39 protein-coding genes and 2 pseudogenes are annotated in these 25963 nt (G+C 56.4%); 3 read left to right on the plus strand and 38 right to left on the minus strand.

Annotated elements, in window-relative coordinates; genetic code table 11:
• Window positions 1-164 precede the first annotated feature (164 nt).
• The 10 genes from GOW98_RS16705 to GOW98_RS16750 form a co-directional block, all read right to left on the minus strand.
• Window positions 165-1055 (minus strand): DUF2950 family protein, encoded by an 891-nt coding sequence (locus tag GOW98_RS16705; protein ID WP_170334076.1) that lies wholly within the window; start codon window positions 1053-1055, stop codon window positions 165-167.
• Between the two features lies 1 nt (window position 1056).
• Window positions 1057-2382, minus strand: coding sequence for a DUF3300 domain-containing protein (locus tag GOW98_RS16710; protein WP_170334077.1), 1326 nt, complete (start codon window positions 2380-2382; stop codon window positions 1057-1059).
• A 134-nt stretch (window positions 2383-2516) separates the two neighbouring features.
• Entirely contained in the window at window positions 2517-2936 is a 420-nt protein-coding gene (gene rplQ / locus GOW98_RS16715; protein ID WP_170334079.1) for a 50S ribosomal protein L17, read from the minus strand.
• Window positions 2937-3054: 118 nt separating this feature from the next.
• Window positions 3055-4071 (minus strand): DNA-directed RNA polymerase subunit alpha, encoded by a 1017-nt coding sequence (locus GOW98_RS16720; RefSeq protein WP_058276312.1) that lies wholly within the window; start codon window positions 4069-4071, stop codon window positions 3055-3057.
• 114 nt (window positions 4072-4185) lie between these two features.
• A complete protein-coding gene (rpsK, locus tag GOW98_RS16725; RefSeq protein ID WP_008757289.1) occupies window positions 4186-4575 on the minus strand; it encodes a 30S ribosomal protein S11 in 390 nt (129 codons plus the stop codon).
• 15 nt (window positions 4576-4590) lie between these two features.
• Entirely contained in the window at window positions 4591-4959 is a 369-nt protein-coding gene (rpsM, locus tag GOW98_RS16730; protein ID WP_170334082.1) for a 30S ribosomal protein S13, read from the minus strand.
• Window positions 4960-5160: 201 nt separating this feature from the next.
• Complete coding sequence (locus GOW98_RS16735; protein WP_170334084.1) at window positions 5161-5736, minus strand: adenylate kinase; 576 nt, start codon at window positions 5734-5736, stop codon at window positions 5161-5163.
• Window positions 5733-7097, minus strand: a complete 1365-nt coding sequence (secY, locus tag GOW98_RS16740; protein WP_170334086.1) for a preprotein translocase subunit SecY — start codon at window positions 7095-7097, stop codon at window positions 5733-5735. The genes GOW98_RS16735 and secY overlap by 4 nt, the downstream gene beginning before the upstream one ends.
• Window positions 7098-7206: 109 nt before the next feature.
• On the minus strand, window positions 7207-7680 hold the full coding sequence (rplO, locus tag GOW98_RS16745; RefSeq protein ID WP_170334088.1) for a 50S ribosomal protein L15: 474 nt from the start codon (window positions 7678-7680) through the stop codon (window positions 7207-7209).
• Between the two features lie 215 nt (window positions 7681-7895).
• Window positions 7896-8111: a DUF1127 domain-containing protein gene (locus GOW98_RS16750; RefSeq protein ID WP_170334090.1), complete on the minus strand. Its 216-nt coding sequence runs from the start codon at window positions 8109-8111 to the stop codon at window positions 7896-7898.
• Window positions 8112-8393: 282 nt separating this feature from the next.
• On the opposite strand from GOW98_RS16750, the gene GOW98_RS16755 reads away from it, so the two are divergent.
• The gene (locus GOW98_RS16755) at window positions 8394-9380 is read left to right on the plus strand and encodes a sulfotransferase (protein WP_170334092.1); all 987 of its coding nucleotides are present in this window, start codon (window positions 8394-8396) and stop codon (window positions 9378-9380) included.
• Between the two features lie 151 nt (window positions 9381-9531).
• Here GOW98_RS16755 and rpmD read toward each other — a convergent pair whose 3' ends face one another.
• The 11 genes from rpmD to rpmC all read right to left on the minus strand — a co-directional run bounded on the left by rpmD (window position 9532) and on the right by rpmC (window position 13819).
• Window positions 9532-9720: a 50S ribosomal protein L30 gene (gene rpmD, locus GOW98_RS16760; protein ID WP_170328767.1), complete on the minus strand. Its 189-nt coding sequence runs from the start codon at window positions 9718-9720 to the stop codon at window positions 9532-9534.
• A 12-nt stretch (window positions 9721-9732) separates the two neighbouring features.
• Window positions 9733-10302, minus strand: a complete 570-nt coding sequence (rpsE, locus tag GOW98_RS16765; protein WP_155148691.1) for a 30S ribosomal protein S5 — start codon at window positions 10300-10302, stop codon at window positions 9733-9735.
• A gap of 116 nt (window positions 10303-10418) precedes the next feature.
• Window positions 10419-10778 (minus strand): 50S ribosomal protein L18, encoded by a 360-nt coding sequence (gene rplR / locus GOW98_RS16770; RefSeq protein WP_170334094.1) that lies wholly within the window; start codon window positions 10776-10778, stop codon window positions 10419-10421.
• An 11-nt stretch (window positions 10779-10789) separates the two neighbouring features.
• Window positions 10790-11323, minus strand: a complete 534-nt coding sequence (rplF, locus tag GOW98_RS16775) for a 50S ribosomal protein L6 (protein ID WP_170334096.1) — start codon at window positions 11321-11323, stop codon at window positions 10790-10792.
• Between the two features lie 11 nt (window positions 11324-11334).
• On the minus strand, window positions 11335-11727 hold the full coding sequence (gene rpsH, locus GOW98_RS16780) for a 30S ribosomal protein S8 (RefSeq protein ID WP_068340741.1): 393 nt from the start codon (window positions 11725-11727) through the stop codon (window positions 11335-11337).
• 13 nt (window positions 11728-11740) lie between these two features.
• Window positions 11741-12046, minus strand: coding sequence for a 30S ribosomal protein S14 (gene rpsN / locus GOW98_RS16785; protein WP_068340744.1), 306 nt, complete (start codon window positions 12044-12046; stop codon window positions 11741-11743).
• Window positions 12047-12065: 19 nt separating this feature from the next.
• Window positions 12066-12626 carry a 50S ribosomal protein L5 gene (gene rplE, locus GOW98_RS16790; RefSeq protein ID WP_170334098.1) on the minus strand — a complete coding sequence of 187 codons (561 nt, stop codon included), beginning with the start codon at window positions 12624-12626 and terminating at the stop codon, window positions 12066-12068.
• Window positions 12619-12930, minus strand: coding sequence for a 50S ribosomal protein L24 (gene rplX, locus GOW98_RS16795; protein WP_170334100.1), 312 nt, complete (start codon window positions 12928-12930; stop codon window positions 12619-12621). The genes rplE and rplX overlap by 8 nt, the downstream gene beginning before the upstream one ends.
• A 2-nt stretch (window positions 12931-12932) precedes the next feature.
• Window positions 12933-13301 (minus strand): 50S ribosomal protein L14, encoded by a 369-nt coding sequence (gene rplN / locus GOW98_RS16800; RefSeq protein WP_008757934.1) that lies wholly within the window; start codon window positions 13299-13301, stop codon window positions 12933-12935.
• Between the two features lie 76 nt (window positions 13302-13377).
• Window positions 13378-13608 (minus strand): 30S ribosomal protein S17, encoded by a 231-nt coding sequence (gene rpsQ, locus GOW98_RS16805; protein WP_152459158.1) that lies wholly within the window; start codon window positions 13606-13608, stop codon window positions 13378-13380.
• Between the two features lie 4 nt (window positions 13609-13612).
• Complete coding sequence (rpmC, locus tag GOW98_RS16810; RefSeq protein WP_010437082.1) at window positions 13613-13819, minus strand: 50S ribosomal protein L29; 207 nt, start codon at window positions 13817-13819, stop codon at window positions 13613-13615.
• A gap of 296 nt (window positions 13820-14115) precedes the next feature.
• On the opposite strand from rpmC, the gene GOW98_RS16815 reads away from it, so the two are divergent.
• Window positions 14116-14436, plus strand: coding sequence for a hypothetical protein (locus GOW98_RS16815; protein WP_170334103.1), 321 nt, complete (start codon window positions 14116-14118; stop codon window positions 14434-14436).
• A 98-nt stretch (window positions 14437-14534) separates the two neighbouring features.
• On the opposite strand, the gene GOW98_RS16820 is transcribed toward GOW98_RS16815, so the two are convergent.
• The 8 genes from GOW98_RS16820 to GOW98_RS16855 all read right to left on the minus strand — a co-directional run bounded on the left by GOW98_RS16820 (window position 14535) and on the right by GOW98_RS16855 (window position 19382).
• Window positions 14535-15155, minus strand: coding sequence for a 2OG-Fe(II) oxygenase family protein (locus GOW98_RS16820; protein ID WP_170334105.1), 621 nt, complete (start codon window positions 15153-15155; stop codon window positions 14535-14537).
• Between the two features lie 50 nt (window positions 15156-15205).
• A complete protein-coding gene (locus tag GOW98_RS16825) occupies window positions 15206-15754 on the minus strand; it encodes an amino acid synthesis family protein (RefSeq protein WP_170334107.1) in 549 nt (182 codons plus the stop codon).
• Between the two features lie 164 nt (window positions 15755-15918).
• Window positions 15919-16332: a 50S ribosomal protein L16 gene (rplP, locus tag GOW98_RS16830; RefSeq protein ID WP_058283513.1), complete on the minus strand. Its 414-nt coding sequence runs from the start codon at window positions 16330-16332 to the stop codon at window positions 15919-15921.
• Between the two features lie 12 nt (window positions 16333-16344).
• On the minus strand, window positions 16345-17055 hold the full coding sequence (gene rpsC / locus GOW98_RS16835) for a 30S ribosomal protein S3 (protein ID WP_008758042.1): 711 nt from the start codon (window positions 17053-17055) through the stop codon (window positions 16345-16347).
• A complete protein-coding gene (gene rplV, locus GOW98_RS16840) occupies window positions 17055-17435 on the minus strand; it encodes a 50S ribosomal protein L22 (protein ID WP_039538267.1) in 381 nt (126 codons plus the stop codon). The genes rpsC and rplV overlap by 1 nt, the downstream gene beginning before the upstream one ends.
• Before the next feature lie 3 nt (window positions 17436-17438).
• Window positions 17439-17717 (minus strand): 30S ribosomal protein S19, encoded by a 279-nt coding sequence (rpsS, locus tag GOW98_RS16845; RefSeq protein WP_005980699.1) that lies wholly within the window; start codon window positions 17715-17717, stop codon window positions 17439-17441.
• Window positions 17718-17720: 3 nt separating this feature from the next.
• Entirely contained in the window at window positions 17721-18563 is an 843-nt protein-coding gene (gene rplB / locus GOW98_RS16850) for a 50S ribosomal protein L2 (protein WP_008757664.1), read from the minus strand.
• Window positions 18564-18800: 237 nt separating this feature from the next.
• Window positions 18801-19382, minus strand: coding sequence for a YceI family protein (locus GOW98_RS16855; RefSeq protein WP_170334109.1), 582 nt, complete (start codon window positions 19380-19382; stop codon window positions 18801-18803).
• Window positions 19383-19419: 37 nt separating this feature from the next.
• Between GOW98_RS16855 and GOW98_RS16860 the strand changes: the two genes are divergently transcribed.
• Window positions 19420-19926 carry a MarR family winged helix-turn-helix transcriptional regulator gene (locus GOW98_RS16860; protein ID WP_170334111.1) on the plus strand — a complete coding sequence of 169 codons (507 nt, stop codon included), beginning with the start codon at window positions 19420-19422 and terminating at the stop codon, window positions 19924-19926.
• 108 nt (window positions 19927-20034) lie between these two features.
• On the opposite strand, the pseudogene GOW98_RS16865 reads toward GOW98_RS16860, so the two are convergent.
• The 9 genes and pseudogenes from GOW98_RS16865 to GOW98_RS16905 all read right to left on the minus strand — a co-directional run.
• Window positions 20035-20106, minus strand: a pseudogene (locus tag GOW98_RS16865) (50S ribosomal protein L23); the annotation flags it as partial.
• A 2-nt stretch (window positions 20107-20108) separates the two neighbouring features.
• Window positions 20109-20741 carry a hypothetical protein gene (locus tag GOW98_RS16870; RefSeq protein WP_170334114.1) on the minus strand — a complete coding sequence of 211 codons (633 nt, stop codon included), beginning with the start codon at window positions 20739-20741 and terminating at the stop codon, window positions 20109-20111.
• Window positions 20738-21034: a 50S ribosomal protein L23 gene (locus GOW98_RS16875; RefSeq protein WP_008757532.1), complete on the minus strand. Its 297-nt coding sequence runs from the start codon at window positions 21032-21034 to the stop codon at window positions 20738-20740. The genes GOW98_RS16870 and GOW98_RS16875 overlap by 4 nt, the downstream gene beginning before the upstream one ends.
• The gene (gene rplD / locus GOW98_RS16880) at window positions 21031-21648 is read right to left on the minus strand and encodes a 50S ribosomal protein L4 (protein ID WP_155148664.1); all 618 of its coding nucleotides are present in this window, start codon (window positions 21646-21648) and stop codon (window positions 21031-21033) included. The genes GOW98_RS16875 and rplD overlap by 4 nt, the downstream gene beginning before the upstream one ends.
• Complete coding sequence (gene rplC, locus GOW98_RS16885) at window positions 21645-22370, minus strand: 50S ribosomal protein L3 (RefSeq protein ID WP_170334115.1); 726 nt, start codon at window positions 22368-22370, stop codon at window positions 21645-21647. The genes rplD and rplC overlap by 4 nt, the downstream gene beginning before the upstream one ends.
• 18 nt (window positions 22371-22388) lie before the next feature.
• Window positions 22389-22703, minus strand: coding sequence for a 30S ribosomal protein S10 (rpsJ, locus tag GOW98_RS16890; RefSeq protein ID WP_008756422.1), 315 nt, complete (start codon window positions 22701-22703; stop codon window positions 22389-22391).
• Between the two features lie 211 nt (window positions 22704-22914).
• A complete protein-coding gene (locus GOW98_RS16895) occupies window positions 22915-23679 on the minus strand; it encodes a hypothetical protein (protein WP_170334120.1) in 765 nt (254 codons plus the stop codon).
• Between the two features lie 166 nt (window positions 23680-23845).
• Window positions 23846-23962: pseudogene (locus GOW98_RS16900) on the minus strand (hypothetical protein); the annotation flags it as partial.
• Window positions 23963-24010: 48 nt separating this feature from the next.
• Complete coding sequence (locus GOW98_RS16905) at window positions 24011-25723, minus strand: amidohydrolase (protein ID WP_254438049.1); 1713 nt, start codon at window positions 25721-25723, stop codon at window positions 24011-24013.
• Window positions 25724-25963 lie beyond the last annotated feature (240 nt).

Consider the following 25963-nt stretch of genomic DNA (forward strand, 5'->3'; position numbering starts at 1 on the left):
CCTCAACGTGCAGAGTTGTGTTGGATATGCGTCCGCGAGAAACGTAATGCAAGCGTCCGGTGGCCTTGCAGCGGGCCGCCAAGTGCGATCACTTCGCCCATAACTTGCGTACGGCACCCAGCGAACACCACTAGTGGCTAATCGACATCAACCTTAACTGCTGGCTACTCTACCGGAGACCAGTCCGAACCGGGGTCGTATGTCGTGATTTCAGCTGAACGCTCCAACGTTTCGGGGCCAAAATCTGCCTCGTAGACAATTCCGTTCTCGCCCACCAGAAACGAGTGGATGCCTGTCTCTCCATAGTCCGACGGCACCGCAAGAAGTGCGTGTCCCGCGACGAAACGGTCACCGACGAAATAGGAATAAGCACCACCCGGAGCGTTCGGACCCTGCGCCTGCAGGATCGTATAATAGTATCCCAGGAACGGTTCAGCCTCATAATCAGCCTCACCGTCGCTCCACCCGGTAGCCGCGGCGCGGGCCAGCGCTGCGCCGACAAAGCTGTCTTCGTCCGGCCAGAACAACCCGTTTCGTTCCTCAGGATCGGCGATAATCGTCTGCGCGAATTCCATGACGCCATCGCCGTTGTGATCAACCAGTCGGAATGCCGCCTGAAGATCGACATAGGCCTCAAGCAGTTCGATCACTTCCAACTCATTCAAACCGATCTCACGGGCAGAAAGCTCTTCGATCCCGGCTTCAAGATCGAATTGCCAGCCGTCTTCCCCACGTAGAATTGGAATCGGGAAGGGCCAGGCGTCCTCACCCAACAGAAGAACGACGCCATCGTCCTCGGGCTGAAAGCGATACCCCTCGGCGTACATGCCAAGAACTTCCTGCCGTCTTTCCTGATCTTCTGCCGGATCGCCTGTGCCAATCAGGTCTTCAGCTTCTGACCCGAATATCTCCAGTAACTTACTTTGATCATCCGCCTTTAGCGCTTCGACAAACGCGTCCAGAGCAGTTTGCGGAGTGTCAAAACTGGCACCGTCGGACAGCGCAGGACCTGCTGACAAGGCAATTAGGGCAAAAGAAATAACTGATCTACGCATCTTACCGTCTCCGCTTGCCTTTGGCGGCGTGCCCGCGTTTGGACGCCTTGTGGGTTCTGCTGCCTGACGCTTTTTTCTTCATCGCCTTACCCTTGGACGCAGATGGTTGACGCTGCGCCGCCGCCTTCTTTGCCTGAGGTTTCTTGGCGGCCTGCGGTTTCTTTTTAACTGGCTTTTTTGCTGCATCGGGCCGTTGCTTGGTGCGGTCAATGGCCTGTTTCTTGGCAGCGGCCTTATCCCGATCCACATTACCCCGGTTCACCTGAGGCAGGTCCTTCTTACCACCACGATTAGCCAGAGCACTGCCTGCGACAACCCCCGCACCCGCCGCGGCTGCTGCCGCCCTATCCCGGCTGATGTCGGCCGCGCCGGATTCACGGCTCAATTTGGCCCGCAGTTCGTCCGTGCGACCTTCGGGACGGTTCACAGGCAGGTCGCCGCGCCCTCGTTCAGGTCGTTTGTGATCCGCAATTTTATCCCGCGCCTCTTGCTGACGCTCAGGATCGGGTTTCCAGCCAATTTCCGTCCGGTCGCCGAGATCAATGTCCCTGTCGATGTCTATGTTGCGGTCGACATCAATGTCGATATCGGGGTTCCTGACGATGGGCTGACCGTTCCAGCCACCGCAGTTCCGACAGCCCCAGTAGTCGTACCAGTCGTCATCATCATCAAATATTTCGGCGATCAATGCCACGGTGCCAAAAGTCAGCAGCGCCGCACCAACCACATCTCCGGTCGATGGGCCGGTATAGACGGTCTCTGGGTTATATTGCGGGACGTAAACTGTTTCAGGCTGTGTAGGCGTTATTACAACCGTATCGTCATCAGACACTTCGACGGTTTGCTCGGGGCCTGAAACCAGCGCACCACTATCGATAGCCTGATCTCGCATCACCTGAACTGCATCCATCACATCATCGGATTGGGCCAGCATCGCCGTGCCCATGGTTTCAGTCCAATCGATATGGGTGGCCATCTGCCCTACGACTTCAGGAAATGCCGTCGCCAAAACACTGACAGAAGGGTCCCAACCCATTGCTTCGATTTCGGGTTCAAGCTCGGCAGGATCGCGATCAGCATTGTCCAGCAAATAACGCTCGGCCTTCACAATTTCCAAAGGCTGCGTGGCCGCGACAAATATCTGTATGAGCAACGTGTCGGGATAAAGAGCCACCGGTGCGACCAGTGTTTGCAGTTCCGCGTCTGTCAGCAGATCGGATGAAGTTACCGAGGCGTCTTCTGTTGCCGCGGCATCATCGGATGCCTCTTGCGCAAACAAGGCCGTGGATGCGCCAATACCGAGCGCAAACAGTATATATCTAAACATATTGCGATCCTTCAATTTCTGTAAGGATCACCGATGTTTCCGATTCTGGCAACTGAACAGCAAAAGCGCCAGTTTCCCACAAAAAACCCCCGCGTCTGGGACGCGGGGGCCGAAAATCAGAAAGCCGGGCTTTCTTATTCTTCTGCTGCCTCTTCGGCGGCAACGCGGGCTTTATCAGCCGCGCCTTTGGCGTCGACGTCACGATCAACGAATTCGATGATCGCCATCGGCGCCATGTCACCATAGCGGAAGCCAGCTTTCAGGATGCGGACATAACCGCCCTGACGCTCGGCGTAGCGGGGGCCCAGAACTTCGAACAGCTTTGCGACGTCTTTGTCTTCTTTCAGCTGTGCTGCGGCCTGACGACGGGCGTGCAGGTCGCCGCGCTTGCCCAGAGTGACCAGCTTTTCGATGATCGGGCGCAGTTCTTTTGCCTTGGGCAGAGTTGTTTTGATTTGCTCATGCTCGATGAGCGAGCCAGCCATGTTAGCAAACAGCGCCTTGCGGTGCTCATGAGTACGGTTCAGGCGGCGGTAACCACGTGCGTGACGCATTTTCTAGTTCCTTCTTTCGCGTTTTGCTTTGTCTGGCCGGCGATGCGTGTCACCGGCTCTCCTTGGGGCGGAAGTGCCCATACAGTCCCCGGAAGCCCGGGCATTGGGGAAGACGAGCTTAGAACGCGTCTTCGAATTTCTTCGCCAGATCTTCGATGTTGTCGGGCGGCCAGTCCTCGACATCCATGCCGAGGTGCAGACCCATGCCGGACAGCACTTCTTTGATCTCGTTCAGCGACTTGCGACCGAAGTTCGGAGTGCGCAGCATCTCGGCTTCGGTCTTCTGGATCAGGTCGCCGATGTAAACGATGTTGTCGTTCTTCAGGCAGTTTGCCGAACGTACCGACAGTTCCAGCTCGTCCACTTTCTTCAGCAGCAGCGGGTTGAACTCCAGACCATCGTCTTCGTCCTGGCGGCCAGCCGATTCCGGCTCGTCGAAGTTGACGAAGATCGAAAGCTGGTCCTGCAGGATACGTGCGGCAAAAGCCAGCGCGTCTTCCGGTGTGATCGAACCGTCGGTTTCGATCTTCAGGGTCAGCTTGTCATAGTCCAGAACCTGACCTTCACGGGTCGGCTGAACGTCATAGGCAACCTTTTTGACCGGCGAATAGATCGCATCGATCGGGATCAGGCCGATGGGCGCGTCTTCCGGCTTGTTCTTCTCAGCCGAGACATAACCCTTGCCGGTGTTGACGGTCAGTTCCATGAACAGGTCGGCGCCATCGTCCAGGTGGCAGATGACGTGGTCGCGGTTCAGAACCTCGATGCCGGCGCTTTCGCTGATGTCACCCGCGGTGACAACTGCGGGGCCTTTGGCATTGATCGACAGGCGCTTGGGGCCTTCGACTTCCATGCGCAGGGCAACCTGCTTGAGGTTCAGGATGATGTCGGTGACGTCTTCACGCACGCCCGCGACCGAGGAGAACTCGTGCAGGACGTTGTCGATCTGGACGCTGGTGATGGCCGCACCTTGCAGCGAGCTCATCAGAACGCGGCGCAGGGCGTTGCCCAGGGTCAGACCAAAGCCACGCTCCAGCGGTTCAGCAACCAGGGTTGCCTGACGCGCAGGATCGTTGCCCGGCTTACCTTCCAGCTGGGTCGGCTTGATCAATTCTGCCCAATTCTTATGGATCATGTAATCCCTCCATTCCTGTCCGCGCCCCATGACCAACAAGGTGCAGACGCCCGAGGTTCAAAATGACGTGCTGGGGCCGTGCAAAAACACAGCCCCAGCTCAATTCTAAATCGCTTAGACGCGGCGGCGCTTCGGCGGGCGGCAGCCGTTATGAGCGATCGGAGTCACGTCGCGGATCGACGTGATGTTGAAGCCCACTGCGGCCAGCGCGCGCAGAGCCGATTCACGACCCGAACCGGGGCCCTGAACTTCGACTTCCAGCGTCTTGACGCCATGTTCCTGCGCCTTCTTGCCTGCGTCTTCTGCAGCCATCTGAGCGGCGTAGGGGGTCGATTTCCGCGATCCTTTGAAGCCCATGGTACCGGCAGACGACCACGAGATGGCGTTGCCCTGTACGTCCGAGATCAGGATCTTGGTGTTGTTGAAGGTCGAGTTCACATGGGCAACGCCCGATGCGATGTTCTTACGCTCTTTGCGCTTAACGCGAGTCTTATCACGTGCCATCAGTCAGACCCTCCCTTATTTCTTCTTACCAGCGATGGCCTTTGCGGGGCCTTTGCGGGTACGAGCGTTGGTGTGGGTGCGCTGACCGCGAACCGGCAGGTTGCGGCGGTGACGCAGACCGCGATAGCAGCCCAGGTCCATCAGGCGCTTGACGTTCATCTGAACTTCACGACGCAGGTCACCTTCAACGGTGTAGTTGGCGTCGATATGTTCACGGATGGCCAGAACTTCGGAGTCGGACAGTTCGTTGACGCGACGGGTCGCTTCAATGCCCACGGCTTCGCAGATCGCTTTAGCCGAGGTGTTGCCGATACCGGTGATATATGTGAGGGCGATAGGTACCCGCTTTGCAGTCGGGATGTTTACGCCGGCAATACGTGCCACGTGTCACTTTCCTTTTCGTTGCGGTTCCGTAGCTCCAGAACCTTTTTTCACAACGCTTTACCGTGGCAGTGTCGCCAGAGGGTTCAGCATTATTCGAGGTGGTCGGGGCAGTTGGGACGAATCCCTCCTGCGGTCTTGATTCCCTTAGGGGATGGGGGTCGATATGGGCTTTTGATGGGGCCGTCAAGCCCCAACCTGAAGTCAGTTCAAAATCGCCTCAATCGAGGCGGTGACTTCGTCGATGCTGGCCAGACCGTTGACCGGTCGCAGATCGCCCTTGGCGTGGTAATAACCAATCAGCGGCGCGGTCTTTTTGTAGTATTCCATCAGCCGGATGCGAACGCTGTCTTCGTTGTCATCCGCCCGCACGGGCTTGCCAGCGGCGCGCGCCTCTTCGGCCCGGTTGACGATGCGCTTGACCAGCGTTTCGTCATCCACGCGCATTTCGATCACGGTGTGCAGCGACTGGCCCAGCTTGGCCAGCAAAGCCGCCAATGCATCGGCCTGCGCCAGCGTGCGCGGGAAACCATCAAAGATAAAGCCTGCGCCCTTTTCGGTCATCAGCTTTTCTTCGATCAGGCCGATCACGATCTCATCGGTGACCAGCTTGCCTGCGTCCATGATCTCGGCAACCTTCTGGCCCATTTCGGTGCCCGAGGTCTTGGCCTCGCGCAGCATATCGCCGGTGCTCAGCTGAACCATCCCGCGGGTTTCAACCAGATGCTGCGCCTGAGTGCCTTTGCCTGCCCCCGGGGGGCCAAGAAGAATGATGTTCATCGACGAGAGGGTCCCTTCCTGCCGCGTTTCTTACCTTTGCCGCGCAGCTGGGACTTTTCAATAAGCCCTTCGTATTGATGCGCCAGCAGGTGGCTCTGAACCTGTTGGATCGTGTCCATGGTCACAGAGACGATAATCAGAACCGAGGTGCCGCCGAAATAGAACGGAATGGCAAACTGGTTCCGCAGAATTTCAGGCAGCAGACAGACCGCCGCCAGATAGGCCGCACCCAGAACCAGCACGCGGTTGACAACGTATTCCAGATACTCGGCGGTTTTCTTGCCCGGACGGATACCCGGTACAAAACCGTTCTGCTTTTTCAGGTTGTCCGCCACGTCGTCCGGCTTGAACGACACGTTGAACGTGTAGAAATAGGCGAAGAACACGATCATGGCCGCGAAGAACAGCAGGTACAGCGGCTGTCCGGGACCAAAGTTGGCCAGCAGCCACGACATGACCGGCCCGCTGGTGGCACCAGACGAGAAGGTCGAGATCGTCACCGGCAGCAGCAGCAGCGAGCTGGCAAAGATCGCCGGGATCACGCCCGCCGGGTTCACTTTGACCGGCAGGTGGCTGGAGCCGCCCTCATAGATCTTCATACCGGCCTGACGGCGCGGGTATTGAATATGGATCTTGCGCAGCGCGCGTTCCATGAACACCACAAAGGTAATCACGGCGATGACCATCACGATCACACCAACGATAACCGCCGGGCTGATTGCACCGGAACGACCCGACGCGAAGAACTGCGCCAGAGCGGCCGGAACCTCGGCGATGATCCCGACGAAAATGATCAGAGAGATACCGTTGCCGATGCCGCGTGCGGTGATCTGCTCACCCAGCCACATCAGGAACATGGTACCGCCCACAAGCGTGATCATGGTCGACATACGGAAGAACATGCCCGGATCGGTCGCCAGATCGCCCGATTCCAACGAAACCGCCAGACCATAGGCCTGAACGGTGGCCAGCGCCACGGTACCGAAACGGGTGTACTGGTTGATCTTCTTGCGGCCTTGCTCGCCCTCTTTCTTGAGCTGTTCGAGCGCGGGAACCATCGATGTCAGCAGCTGCACGATGATCGAGGCCGAGATATAGGGCATGATGCCGAGGGCAAAGATACCCATCCGCCCCAGCGCCCCGCCGGTGAACATCGAAACCATGCCGCCGATGCCCTGCCCCGCTTGCTCCATGAACTCACGCAGCGCCTGCCCGTCAATCCCCGGCACCGGAATAAAGGTGCCCAGACGATAGACGATCAACAAACCCAGCGTGAACAGGATGCGGTTGCGCAGATCGGTGGCTTTGCCAAGGGCAGACCAGCTTGTGTTGGCTGCCATTTGTTCTGCTGCTGATACCATAAATCGGTCTCTCTTATGAAAACACCGCCCGGAACCGTTTTCCGGCTCGGACGGCGTCTTGGAAAACTCTGAGGTCTATGTAAGCGGGTCTTCGCCCGCTCACAAGCGCTTACTCTGCCGCAGCGGCTTTTGTGACCGTCAGTGAACCGCCCGCTTTCTCAACTGCCTCAACGGCAGATTCCGAAGCACCAGTGACTTCCAGGTTCACTTTGGCGCTGATTTCGCCTTTGGCCAGAACGCGGATACCGTCCAGCTTGCGACGAACCAGACCGGATGCAACCAGTGCGTCCTCGGTAATCGCAGCTTTGGCGTCCAGCTTGCCGGCATCGACGAATTTCTGGATCAGACCCAGGTTGATTACGGCGAATTCCTTGCGGTTCGGCTTGTTGAAGCCACGCTTGGGCAGGCGCTGGTACAGCGGCATCTGGCCGCCTTCGTAGCCATTGATGGCCACACCCGAACGGGATTTCTGGCCTTTGATACCACGGCCACCCATTTTACCTTTGCCGGAACCGGGACCACGGCCAACGCGGGTGCGTTTCGGTGCGGCGCCGGGATTGTCGCGCAATTCGTTCAGTTTCATTTCGCTTCTCCTAAGCCGGATGTGACCCCCGAAGCGTGATGGGCCAAACACGGCATTTCTTGGTTTTGATTCTCGTGGACAAAACGCCACCGCTGCGCATTACAGCTTTGCGCTGTGCGTTGCAAGCTTTGTCATTCGTTGCGCGTGCGTCACCAGACAAAACGCAAAGAGGCGCCGAAACGGCGCCCCTTGGGTGAGTGGTGTGATCTTTGGGATTACGCGCAGTAAACGTGATCGCGCGCGATGTCCTTGATATCGCAGCGACGTACGCCGATATCGTTCAATTCGCGGTCGGTCAGTCCTTGCAGCTCTGAATAGGTGCGGTTGTATTCTGCGCGCAGAGCGTATGACTCTTTCACCTTGGCGGCGAAGTCTGCGATGCGGGCGATCAGGTTAGTGCCGCCGTGCGAGGTAGTTGCTGTGTAAGCCATGTCTGAGTTCCTTTCCTGATCGGGGCGTATTCCCCGATGATCTCTGTTCTGGTCCTTTTGGAGACAGGCCTCAGATAGGCTCGCTGGATACCGCTAACAACGCAGAATTCAGTCTAGCCGCTATGCAGCTATGGAATGACTGAAAGGCGCGTGATCTCAAAATTGCGTTTATTCACAGCGAACCTGCTGAGATCACCTCACAACAATGATTGTCGACAAGGTTCGCACAAAGTTAGATACGTCCAAGGGCGATGTCGCCCGAGTTACTTAAAGGAGCAGAGTTTGTCAGTTCGTCCACCAGAGGCAGCGGGTCCAGATTTCCTATGCATCGGGCTTCAAAAAGCCGGAACACGAACACTGCAGCAAATCCTGTCGCTGGATGACCGGTATTGGATGCCTCTTGTCAAAGAATTCCATCATTTCGATGGAAGCGAGATCCCCAAACGTCACGAAAGACAACAAAAACTCTATGACGCGCTGCAAGCTGGGGGTATTCGCCTATCGCTTCTGAACGCTCGACGTACGCGCGAAGGCCTTCGAAAAGTCGATGATCGTGATCTGCAATTTCTGAAAAAAAGTCGTAGCTATCTTGAAAACGGCTGCTGCGACGCGGATTACCTCGACATGTTTTCCCTCAAACCAAAGGGGGCCATTACGGGCGATATCACACCGGGCTATTCGCGGCTGGAACGCACAGACGTGCAACGCGTGCATTCCCTTTTACCCCACGCCAAAATTGTCCTTTTACTCCGCGATCCCATTTCACGCGCGTGGTCGGCTATTAATATGCGCCTGCGCAGAGAGACACGAGGAAACTTGATAAGAATAAGATCCCAGCAACAGGCTCGCATGGAGGAGTTGTTGAAATCGAGCAGGGGGCAGAAGATCGTCGATCAGGAAACGATAACACCTCCGCTGAATTCCCAACCTTCCGAGATTTATCGGGTTTGGCGCGATATATACGGCGAAGACGCTATCAGAGTGTTTTCCCTGGAGGAGATTATTTCCAGCCCCAAAGGGATAAGCGAAGAAATCCACGCTACCGTAACGGGCGAACAAGGCAGTGGTTCAAAATGGTCGATGGAACATCGTCTGGACAAGGACAAGAACCTTATTCCTTCACCCAACGAAAAGGGGGGCACGGCTCAGGTCTCGCTACAGGGAGAGATCAAAGCGCGGCTGATCGAAGCTTACGCAGACGAAATTCAAAAATCCGCGGCGATGTTCGGGGAACGGGCAACGGGCTGGGCTGCGAAATATGGGTTATAAAAAGGTCGACGTGAGAACCTTCTCAACAGAGATTTCTCCTCGTCTATCTGCGGTAAAATGACGGCTATACGCTTCTGGACACGACAAACCATCTGACACAAAAAAACGCCCCCGACACATCGGAGGCGTTTCTTGTTCGATGGAAGTGCGCTTAGCCGCGCTCTTCGACGATCTCTACCAGATGCGGGATCTTGTTGATCATGCCGCGGACCGAAGGAGTATCCTCCAGCTCACGGGTTCTGTGCATCTTGTTAAGGCCCAGACCGATCAGGGTTGCGCGCTGTTCAGCGGGGCGGCGGATCGGGGAACCGATCTGCTTAACGACGATGGTTTTTGCCATGGTTCGCTCTCCTTACGCTTCTGCTTCAGCAGCAGCCGGTGCTTCGTCCCGCTTGGGCAGGATGTCGGCAACCTTTTTGCCACGACGTGCGGCAACCGAACGCGGGCTCTGCTCTTTCTGCAGGCCGTTGATGGTGGCGCGGATCATGTTGTACGGGTTCTGCGAGCCCAGCGACTTGGACACAACGTCCTTAACACCCAGCATTTCGAACACAGCACGCATCGGACCACCGGCGATGATACCAGTACCTTCAGGTGCGGTGCGCATAACCACTTTACCGGCGCCGTGACGGCCTTCGATATCGTGATGCAGAGTACGACCTTCGCGCAGTTGCACACGGATCATCTGACGCTTGGCTTGTTCAGTCGCCTTACGGATGGCTTCAGGTACTTCTTTCGCTTTACCTTTGCCAAAGCCGACGCGGCCTTTCTGATCGCCGACAACCACCAGAGCGGCGAAGCCAAAGCGCTTACCACCTTTTACGGTTTTCGACACGCGGTTGATTGCGACCAGACGATCTGCAAATTCCGGTGCTTCTTCACGGTCGCGGCCACGGCCCCGACGGTTTTCACGTTCTGCCATTTGGCATCCCTTTTCTCATGTGGCGCTTACGGCGCCGTTTAGTTCAATCCAAGTGAGCCCCAACTGACGTCAGGGCTCCCGGATCATCGGGGCGGATCGAAACCCGCCCGCAAGTCTTAGATCTTCAGACCACCTTCACGCGCAGCGTCGGCGACAGCCTTCACTTTGCCGTGGAACAGGAAGCCACCACGATCGAAATAGGCCTCTTCGACGCCTGCCTTCTTGGCACGCTCGGCGATGGCCGCACCGACTTTCGCCGCTGCTTCGACGTTGTTCTTGCCAACAACACCCAGATCTTTTTCCAGGGTCGAGGCCGAGGCCAGGGTCACGCCACGAACGTCGTCGATCAGCTGAACGCTGATGTTCTTGTTCGAACGGTGAACCGACAGGCGTACACGGCCGGCGTTGACTTTGCGAAGTTTGTTCCGAACGCGCAGGCGGCGCTTCAGAAACAGGGTTCTTTTGCTGTTTGCCATTGTTTGCGTCCTTACTTCTTCTTGCCTTCCTTGCGGAAGATGAACTCGCCCTTGTAGCGGATGCCCTTGCCTTTGTACGGCTCGGGACGGCGCCATTCGCGGATTTTGGCCGCAACTTCGCCCACCTGCTGCTGGTCGATACCTTCCACAACGATCTCGGTCTGCTTCGGCGCGGTGATGGTGACACCTTCCGGAGCAGTGAAATCAACGTCGTGGCTGTAGCCCAGGTTCAGCTTCAGGGTGTTGCCCTGCATCTGAGCGCGGTAACCCACACCCTGGATTTCCAGCTCTTTCTTGAAGCCCTGGGTCACACCGGTCACCAGATTGGCAACCATGGTGCGGCTCATGCCCCACTGCTGACGTGCGCGCTTGGACGTACCACGCGGATCAATTTTGACCACGTTGTCTTCGACCGACAGAGTCACATCGTCAGTTGCGGTGAAGCTGCGGGTGCCTTTCGGACCTTTGACTTCAATGGTCTGACCCGACACAGAGGCGGAAACGCCGCTGGGCAGCTCGACCGGTTTTTTACCAATACGAGACATTGCAGACCTCCTTAGAAGACGGTGCAGAGCACTTCGCCGCCAACATTGTTGGAGCGAGCGTTTGCGTCCGACATCACACCTTTCGGAGTGCTGACAATCGACACGCCCAGACCCTGACGGACCTGCGGAATGTCATTGACGCCCATGTATACGCGACGACCGGGTTTCGAAACCCGCTTCAGTTCGCGAATGACAGGGGTGCCTTCGTAGTATTTCAGGCTGATTTCGATGGCCGGATGACCGTTTTCACCGGTCGTCTTTTCGTAGCCACGGATGTAACCTTCGTCCGCCAGCACGTCCAGAACCCAACCACGCAGCTTGGAAGCCGGGGTGGAAACGGTGGACTTGCCGCGCATTTGCGCGTTGCGGATACGGGTGAGCATATCGCCGATAGGATCATTCATATCTATGTCTCCCTTACCAGCTCGATTTCACCATGCCGGGGATCTGACCAGCAGAACCCAGCTCGCGCAGCGCGATACGGCTGACCTTCAGCTTACGGTAGTAAGCGTGGGGCCGACCGGTCAGCTGACAACGGTTGTGCAGACGGGTAGCCGAGCTGTTGCGCGGCAGTTTCGCCAATTTCAGACGCGCTTTGAAGCGCTCTTCCATCGGGCGGCTCTCGTCATTCGCGATTTCTTTCAGCTCGGCACGCTTTGCGGCATATTTGGCCACCAGGCGTTCGCGCTTCTTTTCGCGTTCGATCATTGCTTTCTTAGCCATGTCTCTATCCTTCCGGCGCTTACGCGTTGAACGGCATGTTGAACGCTTTCAACAGTGCCTTTGCTTCAGCGTCGGTTTTCGCTGTGGTGGCAATTACGATGTCCATGCCCCAGACCTCATCGACCTTGTCGAAGTCGATTTCCGGGAACACGATGTGCTCTTTCATGCCCATGGCAAAGTTGCCCTGACCATCGAAAGACGGCTTAACACCGCGGAAGTCACGAACGCGCGGCATCGCGATGGTGATCAGACGATCCAGGAATTCGTACATCCGGTCACCGCGCAGGGTCACTTTCGCGCCCAGCGGCATGTCTTCACGGACGCGGAAACCCGCGATCGACTTCTTCGCCTTGGTTGCAACGGCCTGTTGACCAGCAATCGCAGTCAGATCTTCGACAGCAGCTTTCGCCTTCTTCGAGTCTTTGACGGCCTCAGCACCACAACCGATGTTCAGAACGATTTTTTCCAGCTTGGGCAGCTGCATGTCGTTCTTGTAGCCGAACTCTTCTTTCAGAGCGGCACGGATGGTTTCAGCGTACTGAGCTTTCAGACGCGGGGTGTAGGTTGCGTTATCAAGCATCGATCACATCCCCTGTGGTCTTGGCGAAGCGCACTTTCTTGTCACCTTCCATGCGGAAGCCAACGCGGGTTGCTTTGCCGTTTGCGTCCAGCAGCGCCAGGTTCGACAGCTCGATCGGGTTTGCCTGAGGCAGGCGTCCACCTTGCGAGGTTTGCGACTGACGGGTGTGGCGGATGGCGATGTTGATGCCATCGACAACAGCTTTACCGGCTTTCGGGTCAACCGAGGTAATCGTTCCCTCTTTGCCCTTGTCCTTGCCGGCCAGCACGACGACCTTGTCGCCTTTGCGGAGTTTAGCAGCCATGATTACAGCACCTCCGGAGCCAGCGAGATGATTTTCATAAAGTTCTTGCCGCGCAGTTCGCGAACAACGGGGCCAAAGATACGGGTACCTACGGGCTCGTTGTTGTTGTTCAGGATGACGGCGGCGTTGCGATCGAAACGGATCGCGGTGCCGTCTTCGCGACGGACTTCCTTGGCGGTGCGTACGACGACGGCCTTACGGACGTCACCTTTCTTTACGCGACCGCGCGGGATGGCTTCCTTCACCGAGACGACAATGATGTCGCCGACGGAGGCGTATTTACGCTTGGAACCACCCAGGACCTTGATGCACTGAACTCGGCGTGCGCCGGAGTTGTCAGCGACATCCAGATTGGTCTGCATCTGGATCATGTGGTTTCTCCCGACCTGTGGGGGCTGGTCTGGTTAGATCCCCCAGGGTTTCGACAAATGGGAAAATCCCGGAAGCTTACGCTTCCAGAACTTCCCAACGTTTCGTCTTCGATTTCGGCGCGCATTCGATGATGCGTACGGTGTCGCCGACTTTGAAGGCGTTCTTTTCGTCGTGAGCCCGGTATTTTTTGGACTTACGAACGGTTTTGTGCAGCAGCGGGTGCTTGAAACGGCGTTCAACCGAAACAGTCACGGTTTGCTCGTTGGCGTCGCTGGTTACTACTCCGGACAGGATACGCTTGGGCATAGGATTACTCCTCCGATGCCGCAGCAGCGGCCTTTTCGTTCAGAATGGTTTTGACGCGGGCAGCATTGCGGCGAGCCGCCTTGATGCCGGCAGTGTTTTCCAGCTGACCGGTTGCCTGTTGAAAGCGCAGGTTAAAGCTTTCTTTCTTCAGGTTGGCCAGTTCCTCGCGGAGCTGGTCCGGGGTCTTGTCACGCAGTTCTTGGGCGTTCATCGCCTTTTTCCTTTGCTCAAAACACCAGAAGGCCCCCTGACAGGGTCACCTTGGACCTGGTGGATGAATGATAGACATGCGAATCCCCCGACTCGGCCGGGGGACTTGCAGGATGCCGCCGTATAAGGGTTTAGGGGGTGGGTGGCAAGGGAAAGTTTGGGCTTGGATCGCATTCGACTTAACAGCCACGGAAAAAGCGAAGTGCCCCCTTTCTCTTCCCGTCATACTTGCGCGCGTTAGCAGCAATGCGTCTAATGTGTGGTGAGTGAAACAATCAACCTAGGTACGCCACTAATATGAAGATGTTTGTTTCCGCTTTGTCGCTAACCCTTGTGGCGGGCGCTGTTCACGCACAGGCCATTTCCAGTCGGGACGTCTGTAAAAAGGCGGGTACAGAAAACCGACTAAACGGTATGTCTTCGGACCAATGCCTTTGCTTGGCAGGCATCGCACAACAAGCCATGTCGCCGGAGCTTTATGTTTTATGGACTGAAGCAATGTATTTTGGTGAGTCCCGCGAAAAAGAAATGCTTGGGCTCATACAGTCACAGAGAAAAACTCTAAACCAAATGAAAAAAACAAAGCGCTTATCCCAAAAACAGTGTGGCATTTCGTGAGTCGCCAAATATGGCGCGATTGACTTCGACTCAACGGGCTCCGCCCGTTCGCCCCTCAAACGCTCCACTGGAGCGATTGCCGCTGTGCAGATCGGCGCTCACTCCCACTTATAATTAAAACTCACCGAAATCCGTTCTTCCTCGGCCATGTTCATCGGTACCTCGTGGCGCAGCCAGCTTTCCCACAGCAGCACATCGCCCACCTTAGGCTTCATGTAAATGAACGGCTGCAGATCTCGCCGCCCGCCTTTCAGCCGCGTCGGTGCGGCCATCATGCGGCCTGAGCGGGGGTCTTCCAGTTTCAACGCGCTCGCCCCTTCGGGCATCGCCACATAGGTCGTGCCTGAGATCACACTGTGCGGATGCAGGTGGCTGGAATGCATTCCACCCTCGGGCAGGATGTTGATCCACAGGTCTTCGAGCTTCAGCTCGCCCTCGCCCAGATCGAACTCCAGATCCTTGGCAAAGGCCGCGACGTGCTGGTCCAAAGCCGTGACCAGATCGGCAAAGATCGGGAACCGCCACGGCAGGTCGGTCAGCGAAGCATAGCTGGTATAACCGGGATAGCCGTTCTCCTCACACCATTCCTGCCCGGCCTCATCATCCTCGGCAATGACAAGGCATGAGCTTTCCAATTCCTCCGCGTCGATCTTGGGATCGAACTCGGACAAAGCTGCGCGGTAAAGACGGGTAACGAAGAGTGATTCAATCTGTGCCATGGGCCGGGCATACCCCAGCCCCTTGGGCAAGGCCAGCCCATGTTGAAAGCTCAGGTCTTGATGGGCCCTTTGCCACAGCGTGGTATCGGGCGTCCCGTATCTGCATAGGCCAAGCACAGCACGATCTCATCCGGTTTCGGTGCATCCGGAATGCTTAGTGTCATGGTGTCGAAGTGATCGAACGACCAAGGGTTGTCCTTGTGCCCCAGCGGTAGGTCAATCGCGCACCCGGGCGCGCCCAGTTTGGCGTTGGACGGGATAACCGCCTCTCCTCCATTCGCCGCTGCGCGCATCGGCGCTCCAAGCTTGGGATGGATAAGAGCTCCGCCCTGCTCAAGATCGCCGTTAACACCGACAATCGCAGCCTTTCCGTAAGAGACCGGAGGACCATTCAGTTGCGCAACCGCTTCGACAGCCAGCGCCTCGCCCAAGGCACCACCGACCTCGAAGAGCTCAGACAAGTCTTCTGAAAACGACCCAGCCAAAGGATTTCGGATGACTGCCAAAATCGCTACGCGGCTGATCGGATCGCAAGGCTGTCCCAATTGATCCGTGGTTATGACTTCCTTGATGACCATCTTTTTGCGCAACTGAACCATGGCACCCTCCGTTCCTTGGGGGTCAGTCTATGGTGGCTTTGCACAATGGTCGACGTTTTCCCAACCCGCCCAACAAAGTCAGAAGCAGGTTGAACCAAAAGAAAGCCCCCGCCGGTTTCCCGACGGGGGTCAATCTTGTCACGAATGGGGTTGCCCCCAATCGCTTACCAGTCTTCGCGAACCACGACGCGGGTCTTGATCGGCAGCTTCATCGCGGCCAGGCGCAGGGCCTCGCGGGCGATGTCGTCATTGACGCCGTCGATCTCGAACATTACGCGGCCAGGCTTGACTTTGCATGCCCAGCGGTCGACCGAACCTTTACCTTTACCCATACGAACTTCGATCGGCTTTGCCGTGACCGGAGTGTCGGGGAAGATGCGGATCCAGACACGGCCCTGACGCTTCATGTGACGCGTCATGGCACGACGTGCAGCTTCGATCTGGCGCGCGGTTACACGCTCAGGCTCAAGAGCTTTCAGGCCGTAGGTGCCAAAGTTCAGATCAGAGCCGCCTTTGGCGAGACCCTTGATCCGGCCTTTGTGCATCTTGCGGAATTTAGTACGCTTTGGTTGAAGCATATCTTTCCCTCCTTAGCGACGACCGCCACCAGCACCACGAGGTGCAGGGCCGTCCTGGAGTTCCTGTGCTTTACGGTCACGTGCCTGCGGATCGTGCTCCATGATCTCACCTTTGAAGATCCAGACCTTGATCCCGATGATCCCGTAAGGAGTCATCGCTTCGGCATGTGCGTAATCGATGTCGGCACGCAGGGTGTGCAGAGGCACGCGGCCTTCGCGGTACCACTCGGTCCGTGCGATTTCGGCGCCGCCCAGACGACCGGCGACGTTCACCCGGATACCCAGGGCGCCCATGCGCATGGCGTTCTGAACCGAGCGCTTCATTGCGCGACGGAACGAAACACGACGTTCCAGCTGCTGAGCGATCGACTCGGCAACCAGCTGCGCGTCAAGCTCAGGCTTGCGCACTTCGACGATGTTCAGGTGCAGTTCGCTGTCGGTCATACGAGCAAGCTTTTTGCGCAGAACTTCGATGTCTGCACCTTTCTTGCCGATGATGACACCGGGACGAGCCGTGTGGATCGTGACGCGGCACTTCTTGTGCGGACGTTCGATGATCACACGGGCAACACCGGCCTGCTTGCACTCTTTGTTGATGAACTCACGGATCTTGAGGTCTTCCAGCAGAAGATCACCGTAGTCCTTGGTGTCGGCGTACCAGCGGCTGTCCCAGGTGCGGTTGACCTGCAGGCGCATGCCGATCGGATTTACTTTATGACCCATTAGGCTTGCTCCTCAACTTGACGCACCTTGATGGTGATCTCCGAGAACGGCTTCATGATCTTGCCGAAACGGCCACGGGCACGCGGACGACCGCGCTTCATGACCAGGTTCTTGCCAACCCAGGCTTCTGCGACGATCAGTTCGTCGACATCCAGGTTGTGGTTGTTCTCGGCGTTGGCGATTGCAGACTGCAGGCACTTCTTGACGTCCTGCGCGACACGCTTGTTCGAGAAAGTCAGGTCAGTCAGAGCCTTCTCAACTTTCTTGCCGCGGATCATCTGCGCAACCAGGTTCAGTTTCTGCGGGCTAGTACGGAGCATGCGCGTTTTCGCCATTGCTTCGTTTTCAGCCACGCGGCGGGGGTTCTTTTCCTTGCCCATGACTTACTTCCGCTTCGCTTTTTTGTCCGCGGCGTGACCGTAATAGGTACGAGTCGGAGAGTATTCACCGAACTTCTGACCGATCATGTCTTCCGAGACGTTGACGGGGATATGCTTCTGGCCGTTGTACACACCAAAGGTCAGACCCACGAACTGGGGCAGAATGGTGGAACGACGCGACCAGATTTTGATGACTTCGTTGCGGCCCGACTCGCGCGCTGCTTCGGCTTTTTTCAGCACGTAAGCATCGACGAAAGGACCCTTCCAAACAGAGCGAGACATAGATTAACGTCCCTTCTTCTTGGCGTGCCGCGAGCGGATGATCAGCTTCTGGGACGCTTTGTTCTTGTTGCGGGTACGCTTACCCTTGGTGTCCTTACCCCACGGAGTAACCGGCGTACGGCCACCCGAGGTACGACCTTCACCACCACCGTGCGGGTGATCGATCGGGTTCATTGCAACACCACGAACCGACGGACGAACGCCTTTGTGGCGCATACGACCGGCTTTACCGAGGTTCTGGTTCGAGTTGTCGGGGTTGGACACGGCACCAACGGTGGCCATGCATTCCTGACGGACCATGCGAAGCTCGCCCGAGCTCAGACGGATCTGAGCGTAGCCGCCATCGCGACCAACGAACTGAGCGTATGTACCGGCCGCACGTGCGATCTGACCGCCTTTGCCAGGCTTCATCTCGATGTTGTGGACGATGGTACCGATCGGCATGCCCGAGAACGGCATTGCGTTGCCCGGCTTGATGTCTGCCTTGGCGGATGCCACGACTTTGTCACCAACTGCCAGACGCTGCGGAGCCAGGATATATGCCTGCTCGCCGTCTTCGTATTTTACCAGTGCGATGAATGCGGTCCGGTTCGGGTCATATTCGATCCGCTCGACGGTTGCCGCGACATCAAATTTGTTCCGTTTGAAGTCAACGATCCGGTAGAGACGCTTTGCGCCACCGCCGCGGCGGCGTGAAGTGATCCGTCCGGTGTTGTTCCGGCCGCCCGATTTGGTCAAACCCTCTGTGAGAGACTTGACCGGACGTCCTTTCCAAAGCTCCGAACGGTCGATCAGCACCAGCCCGCGCTGGCCCGGCGTCGTCGGCTTGTACGACTTAAGTGCCATGCTTTCTGTCTTCCGTTTAGCAAGTGCAGGGAGTTTCCCTGCTATGTGATAGGCCCCCGTAGGTGCCAAGGGTATAGGGCCCCGAAGGTCCCCGGTTACAAATATCAGAGGCCCCGGAACGAATCCGAGGCCGCAAGATTGGGTGCATGTAGCAGTGTTGGGGGTGGGTGTCTACACCCTCATCCAAGATTGCATAATCTTTCTTTTTTCATCCCGGTGAAACGGTTGGCTTTGGTGCTATCCGTCTGCCTTCATCTCGGTATCGATCATGATTGTGATCGGCCCGGTTGAGAATGGTCCCACACCGAATTCCGTATGATCGATCTCACCCGTTGCCGAAAAGGCCACCCAATCGCCTTTGTAATACTCTATAGCGCTGCCCAAAGGATGCTCGCCCTGATGGGTCAGTGTGGCTTGCAGGGTTACTGGTTTGGTGACGCCATGAATGGTCAGATCTCCAGTCACGTCCGCCGTCGTATCGCCGGTCCGTTTGATTTCGGTGCTGACAAAAGTGATTTCGGGATAGGTTTCGACCTCAAAGAAATCAGCTGATTTGAGGTGGTCATCCAAGGGACCAAAGCCCGAAGCCAAACTGTTCGTTTCAATCGTCACGTTCAGCGTCGAGGCTTCCACATCTTCGGCATTTAGATCCAACGTGCCGTCTACTTTGGTAAACTCACCATGCTGGTTCGAGACACCTGCATGGCTCCAACCGAACCGGACTTCAGTATGCCCCTGATCGGTCTTATAGGTTTGTGCGGAAGCCGGTGTCACGACAAAGGTCAAGGCAACGGCGGCAATCATAGACTTTAAGGTCATGGTATTATTCCTTCATCCGGTAGACACTGGATTGTAGATGAATTTTCATCTATTAAAATCGAACCAAAACTGCAACCTGAAACAAAGCGAACACGAAGTTGTGAAGAACAATCTGCCAACAGAATTTGAGACAGAAATCTGGGTCGCAATGAACAGAGCCACCCGACGTATCCAGTCTGACATTGGTGCAGCCCTGAAGGAAGCCGGGCTACCACCCTTGAAATGGTACGATCTGCTTTGGTCAATTGAGCGGCACGGGGGTCAGTTGCGTCCGTATGAGCTTGCTCAAGACACCATATTCGAACAGTCAAACCTGTCCCATCTCAGCAAACGGTTAGCGGCAGAGGGATTGGTAGAGTTCGTAGAATTTGGTAGCGACCGACGAGGCAAAATTCTGAAAGTCACGGAAAAAGGCCAGGACTTACGAAAACGTATGTGGTCCATCTACGGCCCTATGCTGCACGAAAAAATGCGCGCGTTTGGCAGGGTGGACGGTTGGCAGACATTCATCGAGGCAGCGCAGGATCAAAGCAGTCCAGACTGATTGGCCCCAAGATGACTTGCATGTGGCCGCAACGCGTGTTGGAGCACAAAAAAGCCCCCGCCTTCGCGCAGGCTTTTCTCTCTCCCAAGACGGATCCGATCGGGGACTGGTCGATACGTCGATGGTGTCACCCTCTTCCAGGGTCACATATGCTTTTCTGACGTCTTTCCGGCGGACCAGATTCACCCCAAAGATCGCCTGCGACACAGCGGCTCGGACTCCACCGCGACCCTCTGCTTAAGCTTGATATGGCCCAGTACCTCGCGAAAGGCGCGGTGTTTAGGTTTGCCTTCCAGGTAATCCGCCAGTTTGAGCAGGTTGATCGGGTGCTTCGCAATCAATGCCTCGATCCGTTGCAGTGCATCGTCCAGCTCATAGTGATCCACGTACTGACAGGCCACCTGCGTGGGCGTCAGCAGGTAGTAGTCCTGCGGGCGTTTGTCAGTGTAACGCGTTATGTCGAAGGGCGACGCACCAAGGGCGTGGAACTTGGGGATGTGTACGCGCATATCGGCCTGAGGATGCTCCAACAACGTACCAGAGGTCTGACGAAACCCAAGCGGACCAAGCTTACCGACCACATGCTTGCGCATCGCCGGAGAGATCATGTCCACATCCGCCCGGTCATATTTCAGGTCATCGAACACCGACAGCAGCCCCAGCTTTTCATCAGCGATCTGAAAATAGGGCTCGTCGCTGAACGCCCGCATTTGCTCCAGCACCTGCGCACGCACAGTTTCAGGGTCTGAAACGAAATCGGCCCCGGCGGGTTGAACCGCCGAGGCCGTGAATAGTCGCAGTAAGCGTCGGATCAAAGACCGGTGCTCACGTCGATGGTGTTGCCCTCTTCCAGGGTCACATAAGCTTTTTTGACGTCTTTCCGACGGCCCAGCTGGCCGCGGAACCGCTTGACCTTGCCTTTGGTCACGGTGGTGTTCACCGCCTTGACCTTCACACCAAACAGCGCCTCAACGGCCTCTTTGATCTGCGGCTTGTTGCTGTCGATCGCCACTTCAAAGACAACCGCGCCGTTTTCGGACGCCATGGTCGACTTTTCGGTGATGATCGGCTTGCGGATCACGTCGTAGTGTTCTGCCTTCGCGCTCATTTCAGACGAGCCTCCAGTGCTTCGACAGCCGCTTTGGTGAGCACTAGGGTGTCACGCTTGAGGATGTCATAAACGTTTGCACCCATCGACGGCAGGATATCCAGACCTTCGATGTTGCGCGACGCCTTCAGGAAACCTTCGTTCACGGTCGCGCCGTCGATGACCAGAGCGCGTTTCCAGCCCAGGTTTGCAACCTGTTTGGCCAGAGCGGCGGTCTTGCCTTCGGCTTCGGCGTTCTCGATCACTACCAGTTCACCTGCCTTGGCTTTTGCCGACAGAGCGTGGCGCAGGCCAAGCTTGCGGAACTTTTTCGGCAGGTCGTGGCCGTGCGAACGAGGGGTCGGGCCCTTGTAGATACCACCCTTGCGGAAGATCGGCGCGTTGCGGTCACCATGGCGTGCGCCACCGGTGCCCTTCTGGCGGTAGATCTTCTTGGTCGAGTAGCTGGTTTCCGAGCGGGTCTTCACCTTGTGGGTGCCGGCCTGCGCGTTGTTGCGCTGCCAACGGACCACACGGTGCAGGATGTCCGCACGCGGCTCGAGACCGAACAGATCGGCGTTCAGCTCGATGTCGCCGGCTTTGCCGCCGTCCAGTTTGATTACATCAAGTTTCATGCTTCACCACCTTCCGCGGGAGCTTCTTCCGCAGGTGCTTCGGTTGCAGCCGATTTCACAGCAGCCGGGAAAGGCAGGCCTTCCGGTGCTTTCTTCTTCACGGCGTCCTTGACGGTAACCCAGCCCGATTTCGGTCCGGGAACGGCGCCTTTGATGAAGACCAGACCACGGTCGGCGTCGGTTTTGACGACTTCCAGGTTCTGGGTGGTGACACGGGCAGCACCCATGTGACCGGCCATCTTCTTGCCTTTGAAAACCTTGCCCGGGTCCTGACACTGACCGGTCGAACCGTGCGAACGGTGGCTGATCGAAACACCGTGCGAAGCGCGCAGACCACCGAAGTTGTGGCGCTTCATCGCACCGGCAAAGCCTTTACCGATCGAGGTACCCGAAACGTCAACTTTCTGACCTTCCAGGAAGTGTTCTGCCGAAATCTCGGCGCCCACATCAATCAGGCCATCTTCGGAGACGCGGAACTCGGCTAGCTTACGCTTGGGCTCAACCTTTGCAGCGGCATAGTGACCGCGCATGGCTTTCGAGGTGCGTTTTGCCTTGGCAGCACCGGCGCCCAGCTGAACGGCGGTGTAGCCGTCTTTGTCAGCGGTACGCTGTGCAACGACCTGCAGGTTGTCCAGGTGAAGAACGGTCACAGGGATCTGCTTGCCGTCTTCCATGAACAGGCGGGTCATGCCAACTTTTTTTGCGATAATACCAGAGCGCATAATCTATACCCTCCGATCTTACGACTGCAGCTTGATCTCGACGTCCACACCAGCAGCGAGGTCGAGCTTCATCAGCGCGTCAACGGTCTGGGGGGTCGGATCAACGATGTCGAGCAGACGCTTGTGCGTACGGATCTCGAACTGGTCGCGGGATTTCTTGTCAACGTGAGGGCCACGGAGAACCGTGAACTTCTCAATCTTGTTCGGCAGCGGGATCGGGCCGCGCACGTTCGCGCCGGTCCGCTTGGCAGTGTTGACAATCTCTTGCGTGCTGGCATCCAGAACGCGATAGTCAAATGCCTTCAGCCGAATACGGATGTTTTGGCTTTGCATATTAACAGCCTTTTATCAGGCGTTGAGGTTGAGAGGAGGATAGACGCGCATCGCCAACCCTCTTCGAACCCAAAAGGCGGGAATCACCCCGCCTTGATGTTCTTATTGAGAACTCGCGCGTATTAGTGGGGTTGGTGGGGTTTGGCAAGGGGGAAATGGCAAGTGCGAATGCAGAGGCTCATAAGCGGAACGTAGTTGCCGCGTTAGAACACTATCCGCTCGCCCACGGATAGTTTTGATCCAGATAAGCGTTTACTAGAGCCTGATACCTTTCAACACCTCTAATCCCCTCGAAGTCATCCTCTAGTTGACGCACTTTTGCGTCCCAAGCACGCATTTCTGGGTGATCGAATTGCAAGTCGTCTTCGGGCGCTTCTTCACTGTCGAAATCTAGTTGTCTGGCTCGACGTATCGTCTCAGCAAGTTCATCATCCCCCAGTCTTTGAATAACGTCAGCCAGACGGTCGAAGTCGCCGAGACCCCAATTGGCAAGTGTCCAACCTACACCTTCAGCATGCGGCCCAAAGGGAATCTCGATATTACTGCCAGCTTGAGCGATTTTCTCAGCCTCCGACCACTCATAATAGGGGTTTAATTCTGTGTTTTCGTGGGCGACTTTGTGCACAGCCCTAAACAACTCGCCACTTTTCGGGCGTTCGGCAAACACCATCTGAACCGGCGGATTTTTCCGCGCCTCGGCACGTTTCCAAGCATCCCTCATTATTCGATGCTCTGCTTTCAACCGGCGAGACCAGTACTCGGACCACGGATTAAGTCGATCCGAGCGTTTTGGTTTGCTGCGTAAAATGCCATCAAACTCGCTGAGGTACCTACGTTCGCGAAGCGTCAAAGACCTCAACCAGCGGAAACGCAAAACCCTCGGGGCTGACTTAATCCTTGCTACGATGAATGCCCAAGTCGTTAAGCCAATTAGTATTGTGCCGAAACAAAGCGCCAGAGCGATCAGTAGTTCCAAGTTAATACCCGTGATTTAACCATTGAGCTGCGCCGACTAGGATGAGCATCCGCAACTTTAACCGTCAACAGGATGGATGCAACTGCGCTTAAAGTTGCGACGAACAGGAGTGGCTATGCATCTCCGCAATACAGAAAAAGGTCACCAACCAGTCGGAACAGCGGCCTCAGTCAATGATTTTCGAAACAACGCCGGCGCCGACGGTGTGGCCGCCTTCGCGGATTGCGAAGCGCAGTCCGTTTTCCATCGCGATGGGCGCGATCAGCTCAACGCCGAACGATACGCATGTCCACCTCGGCTCCACTTTCAGTCTGTTTCAATCAACCTCAGACTAATTCCTCACTAACCAAGGCTCTTCGACCTTCATGCCTTGATAGACCGCGTGCAGGAAAAGATGAGCAATCACAGGGTCATTTGAGAATGGCGAGAATTGCAGATTTCCCTCTCTGACATCGCCTTCCGCTTCATAGACAACCTCGTCGCTCTTAATGGTTACCCGCACTTCGAGCTCTGCAAGCGTCTCAGGGTCAACCGCCGTGGGATCGTCCGACAGAATCACAAAGTCCGCGACCTTTCCAACTTCGATCGAGCCTTTTTCATTTTCCTCGAAATGCTGCCAGGCAGGCCAGATTGTCATGGCCTTCAGGGCGGTCATGACATCAACCCTCTGATGCGGCCCCAAAATATCACCGGACCGAGTACGGCGAGTGACGGTTGCGGCAAGGACCCGCATGCTGTCTGGAAACGCAACCGGAGCATCATGGTGTGTGCCAAACATCATGTCCCGCTCACGCAACCATCCTGTGGGGGAGATGTTGTCGGCATTCACCGGGCCGACCGTGTGATCCCGGTGCCAATCACCCCAATAGAAGGTGTGCATCGGGAAAAGTGACGGGAAAACACCCAGGCGCTTGAAGCTCGCGACCTGATCCTCCCTTAGAAACTGACCGTGTATCAGAACCGGTCGGTTGCCGGGGTCGCCATACTTTATCTGAGCCTCTTCGAGCGCGGCAATGAGCATGTCTGATGCCCCCTCACCGTTGGAATGCACAAGGATCTGAAATCCGTTTTCGTAACACCAGTTCACCGCGTCCTGGAGCTGCTCCATTGTAATGGCTGCATATCCTGCATACCCGGCAGCGTAATTTCCAACCGGATCATAATAGGGTCGATCCCGCAATGCCGTGAAACCTTGAGGCGAGCCGTCAATCGTAAGCTTACAGCCCCCGACCCGAACCCGGTCATCGTAGTCCTCTGAGGTGTTGGCACCAATAAATTCCCTGGCCTCAAGAACATCCGGAAACGCCACAACGTCGATTGGAAGCCCGTCTTCGGCCGCAACTTTCCTAAGAACTTCTACAATTTCACCAGAAGAACGGCCTTCTTGTCCGGTCGTATATCCAAACTTTGCCCAAAGTTCGGTTCCAGCTCGGGCGAAGGCAGCCAAACCATCCTCACCCAGATTTCCCAACATGGGCACGAGTACCGCAAAGAACGCATATTCTTCCAGTACGCCATTTGGTTCCCCGGCTTCATCGCGCTGAATCACTCCACCCGGAGGCGCTTCTGAAGCGGCTGTGATGCCAGCCAATTCCAAGGCTTTCGAGTTTGCGACCCCCAAGTGCCCAGACTGATGAATGATAATGACAGGCAAATCTTCGGACACTATGTCCAGCTCTTGCCGTGTAGGGTGGCGCAGTTCCTTTAGTTGAGCATTGTCATAACCAAAGCCAATGATCATTTTTACCTGTTCAACGGCCTGCGCATTTTCCTCGGCCCAGTCCGACAGCGTGGATTGTAGGCTGGCGATATCAACAACCTCGCCATCCGGTGGCGCGAGAAGGTTGGCGGACAGGGCCTGCAAGCCCCCCATGACGACATGCCCGTGGCTATCGACGAAACCCGGAAGCATCGCGCGCCCTTCCAAATCATAGGTTTCGGTTTCTTCCCCCTGGTGTGCCGACAAATCAGAAAGCGACCCCACCGCAAGAATGCGTCCATCTTTGACTGCGACAGCTTCGGCTGACGGAGCCATGTCGTTCATCGTAACGATTGGCCCCCCAAGATAGATCTTATCTGCGATTTGTTGTGAGGACGCTGAGGTGGATAAGAAAACAACTGCTGCGACAAGACAAACTGAACGAGTCGAGAAATGCATCTTATTACCTCTTTCTAATTGCAATGTCTCAATACGAAAGAAGTTAGCATTTCAGTTAGCTTAGGCAAAAAAGAAAAAGGGCGCCCCGAAGGACGCCCTTTCTTTGAGTGTTCGCTAGCGCGACTT

Origin of the sequence: Ruegeria arenilitoris (genome assembly GCF_013032445.1) — a bacterium.
In the GTDB taxonomy this organism is placed as follows: Bacteria; Pseudomonadota; Alphaproteobacteria; order Rhodobacterales; family Rhodobacteraceae; genus Ruegeria; species Ruegeria arenilitoris_F.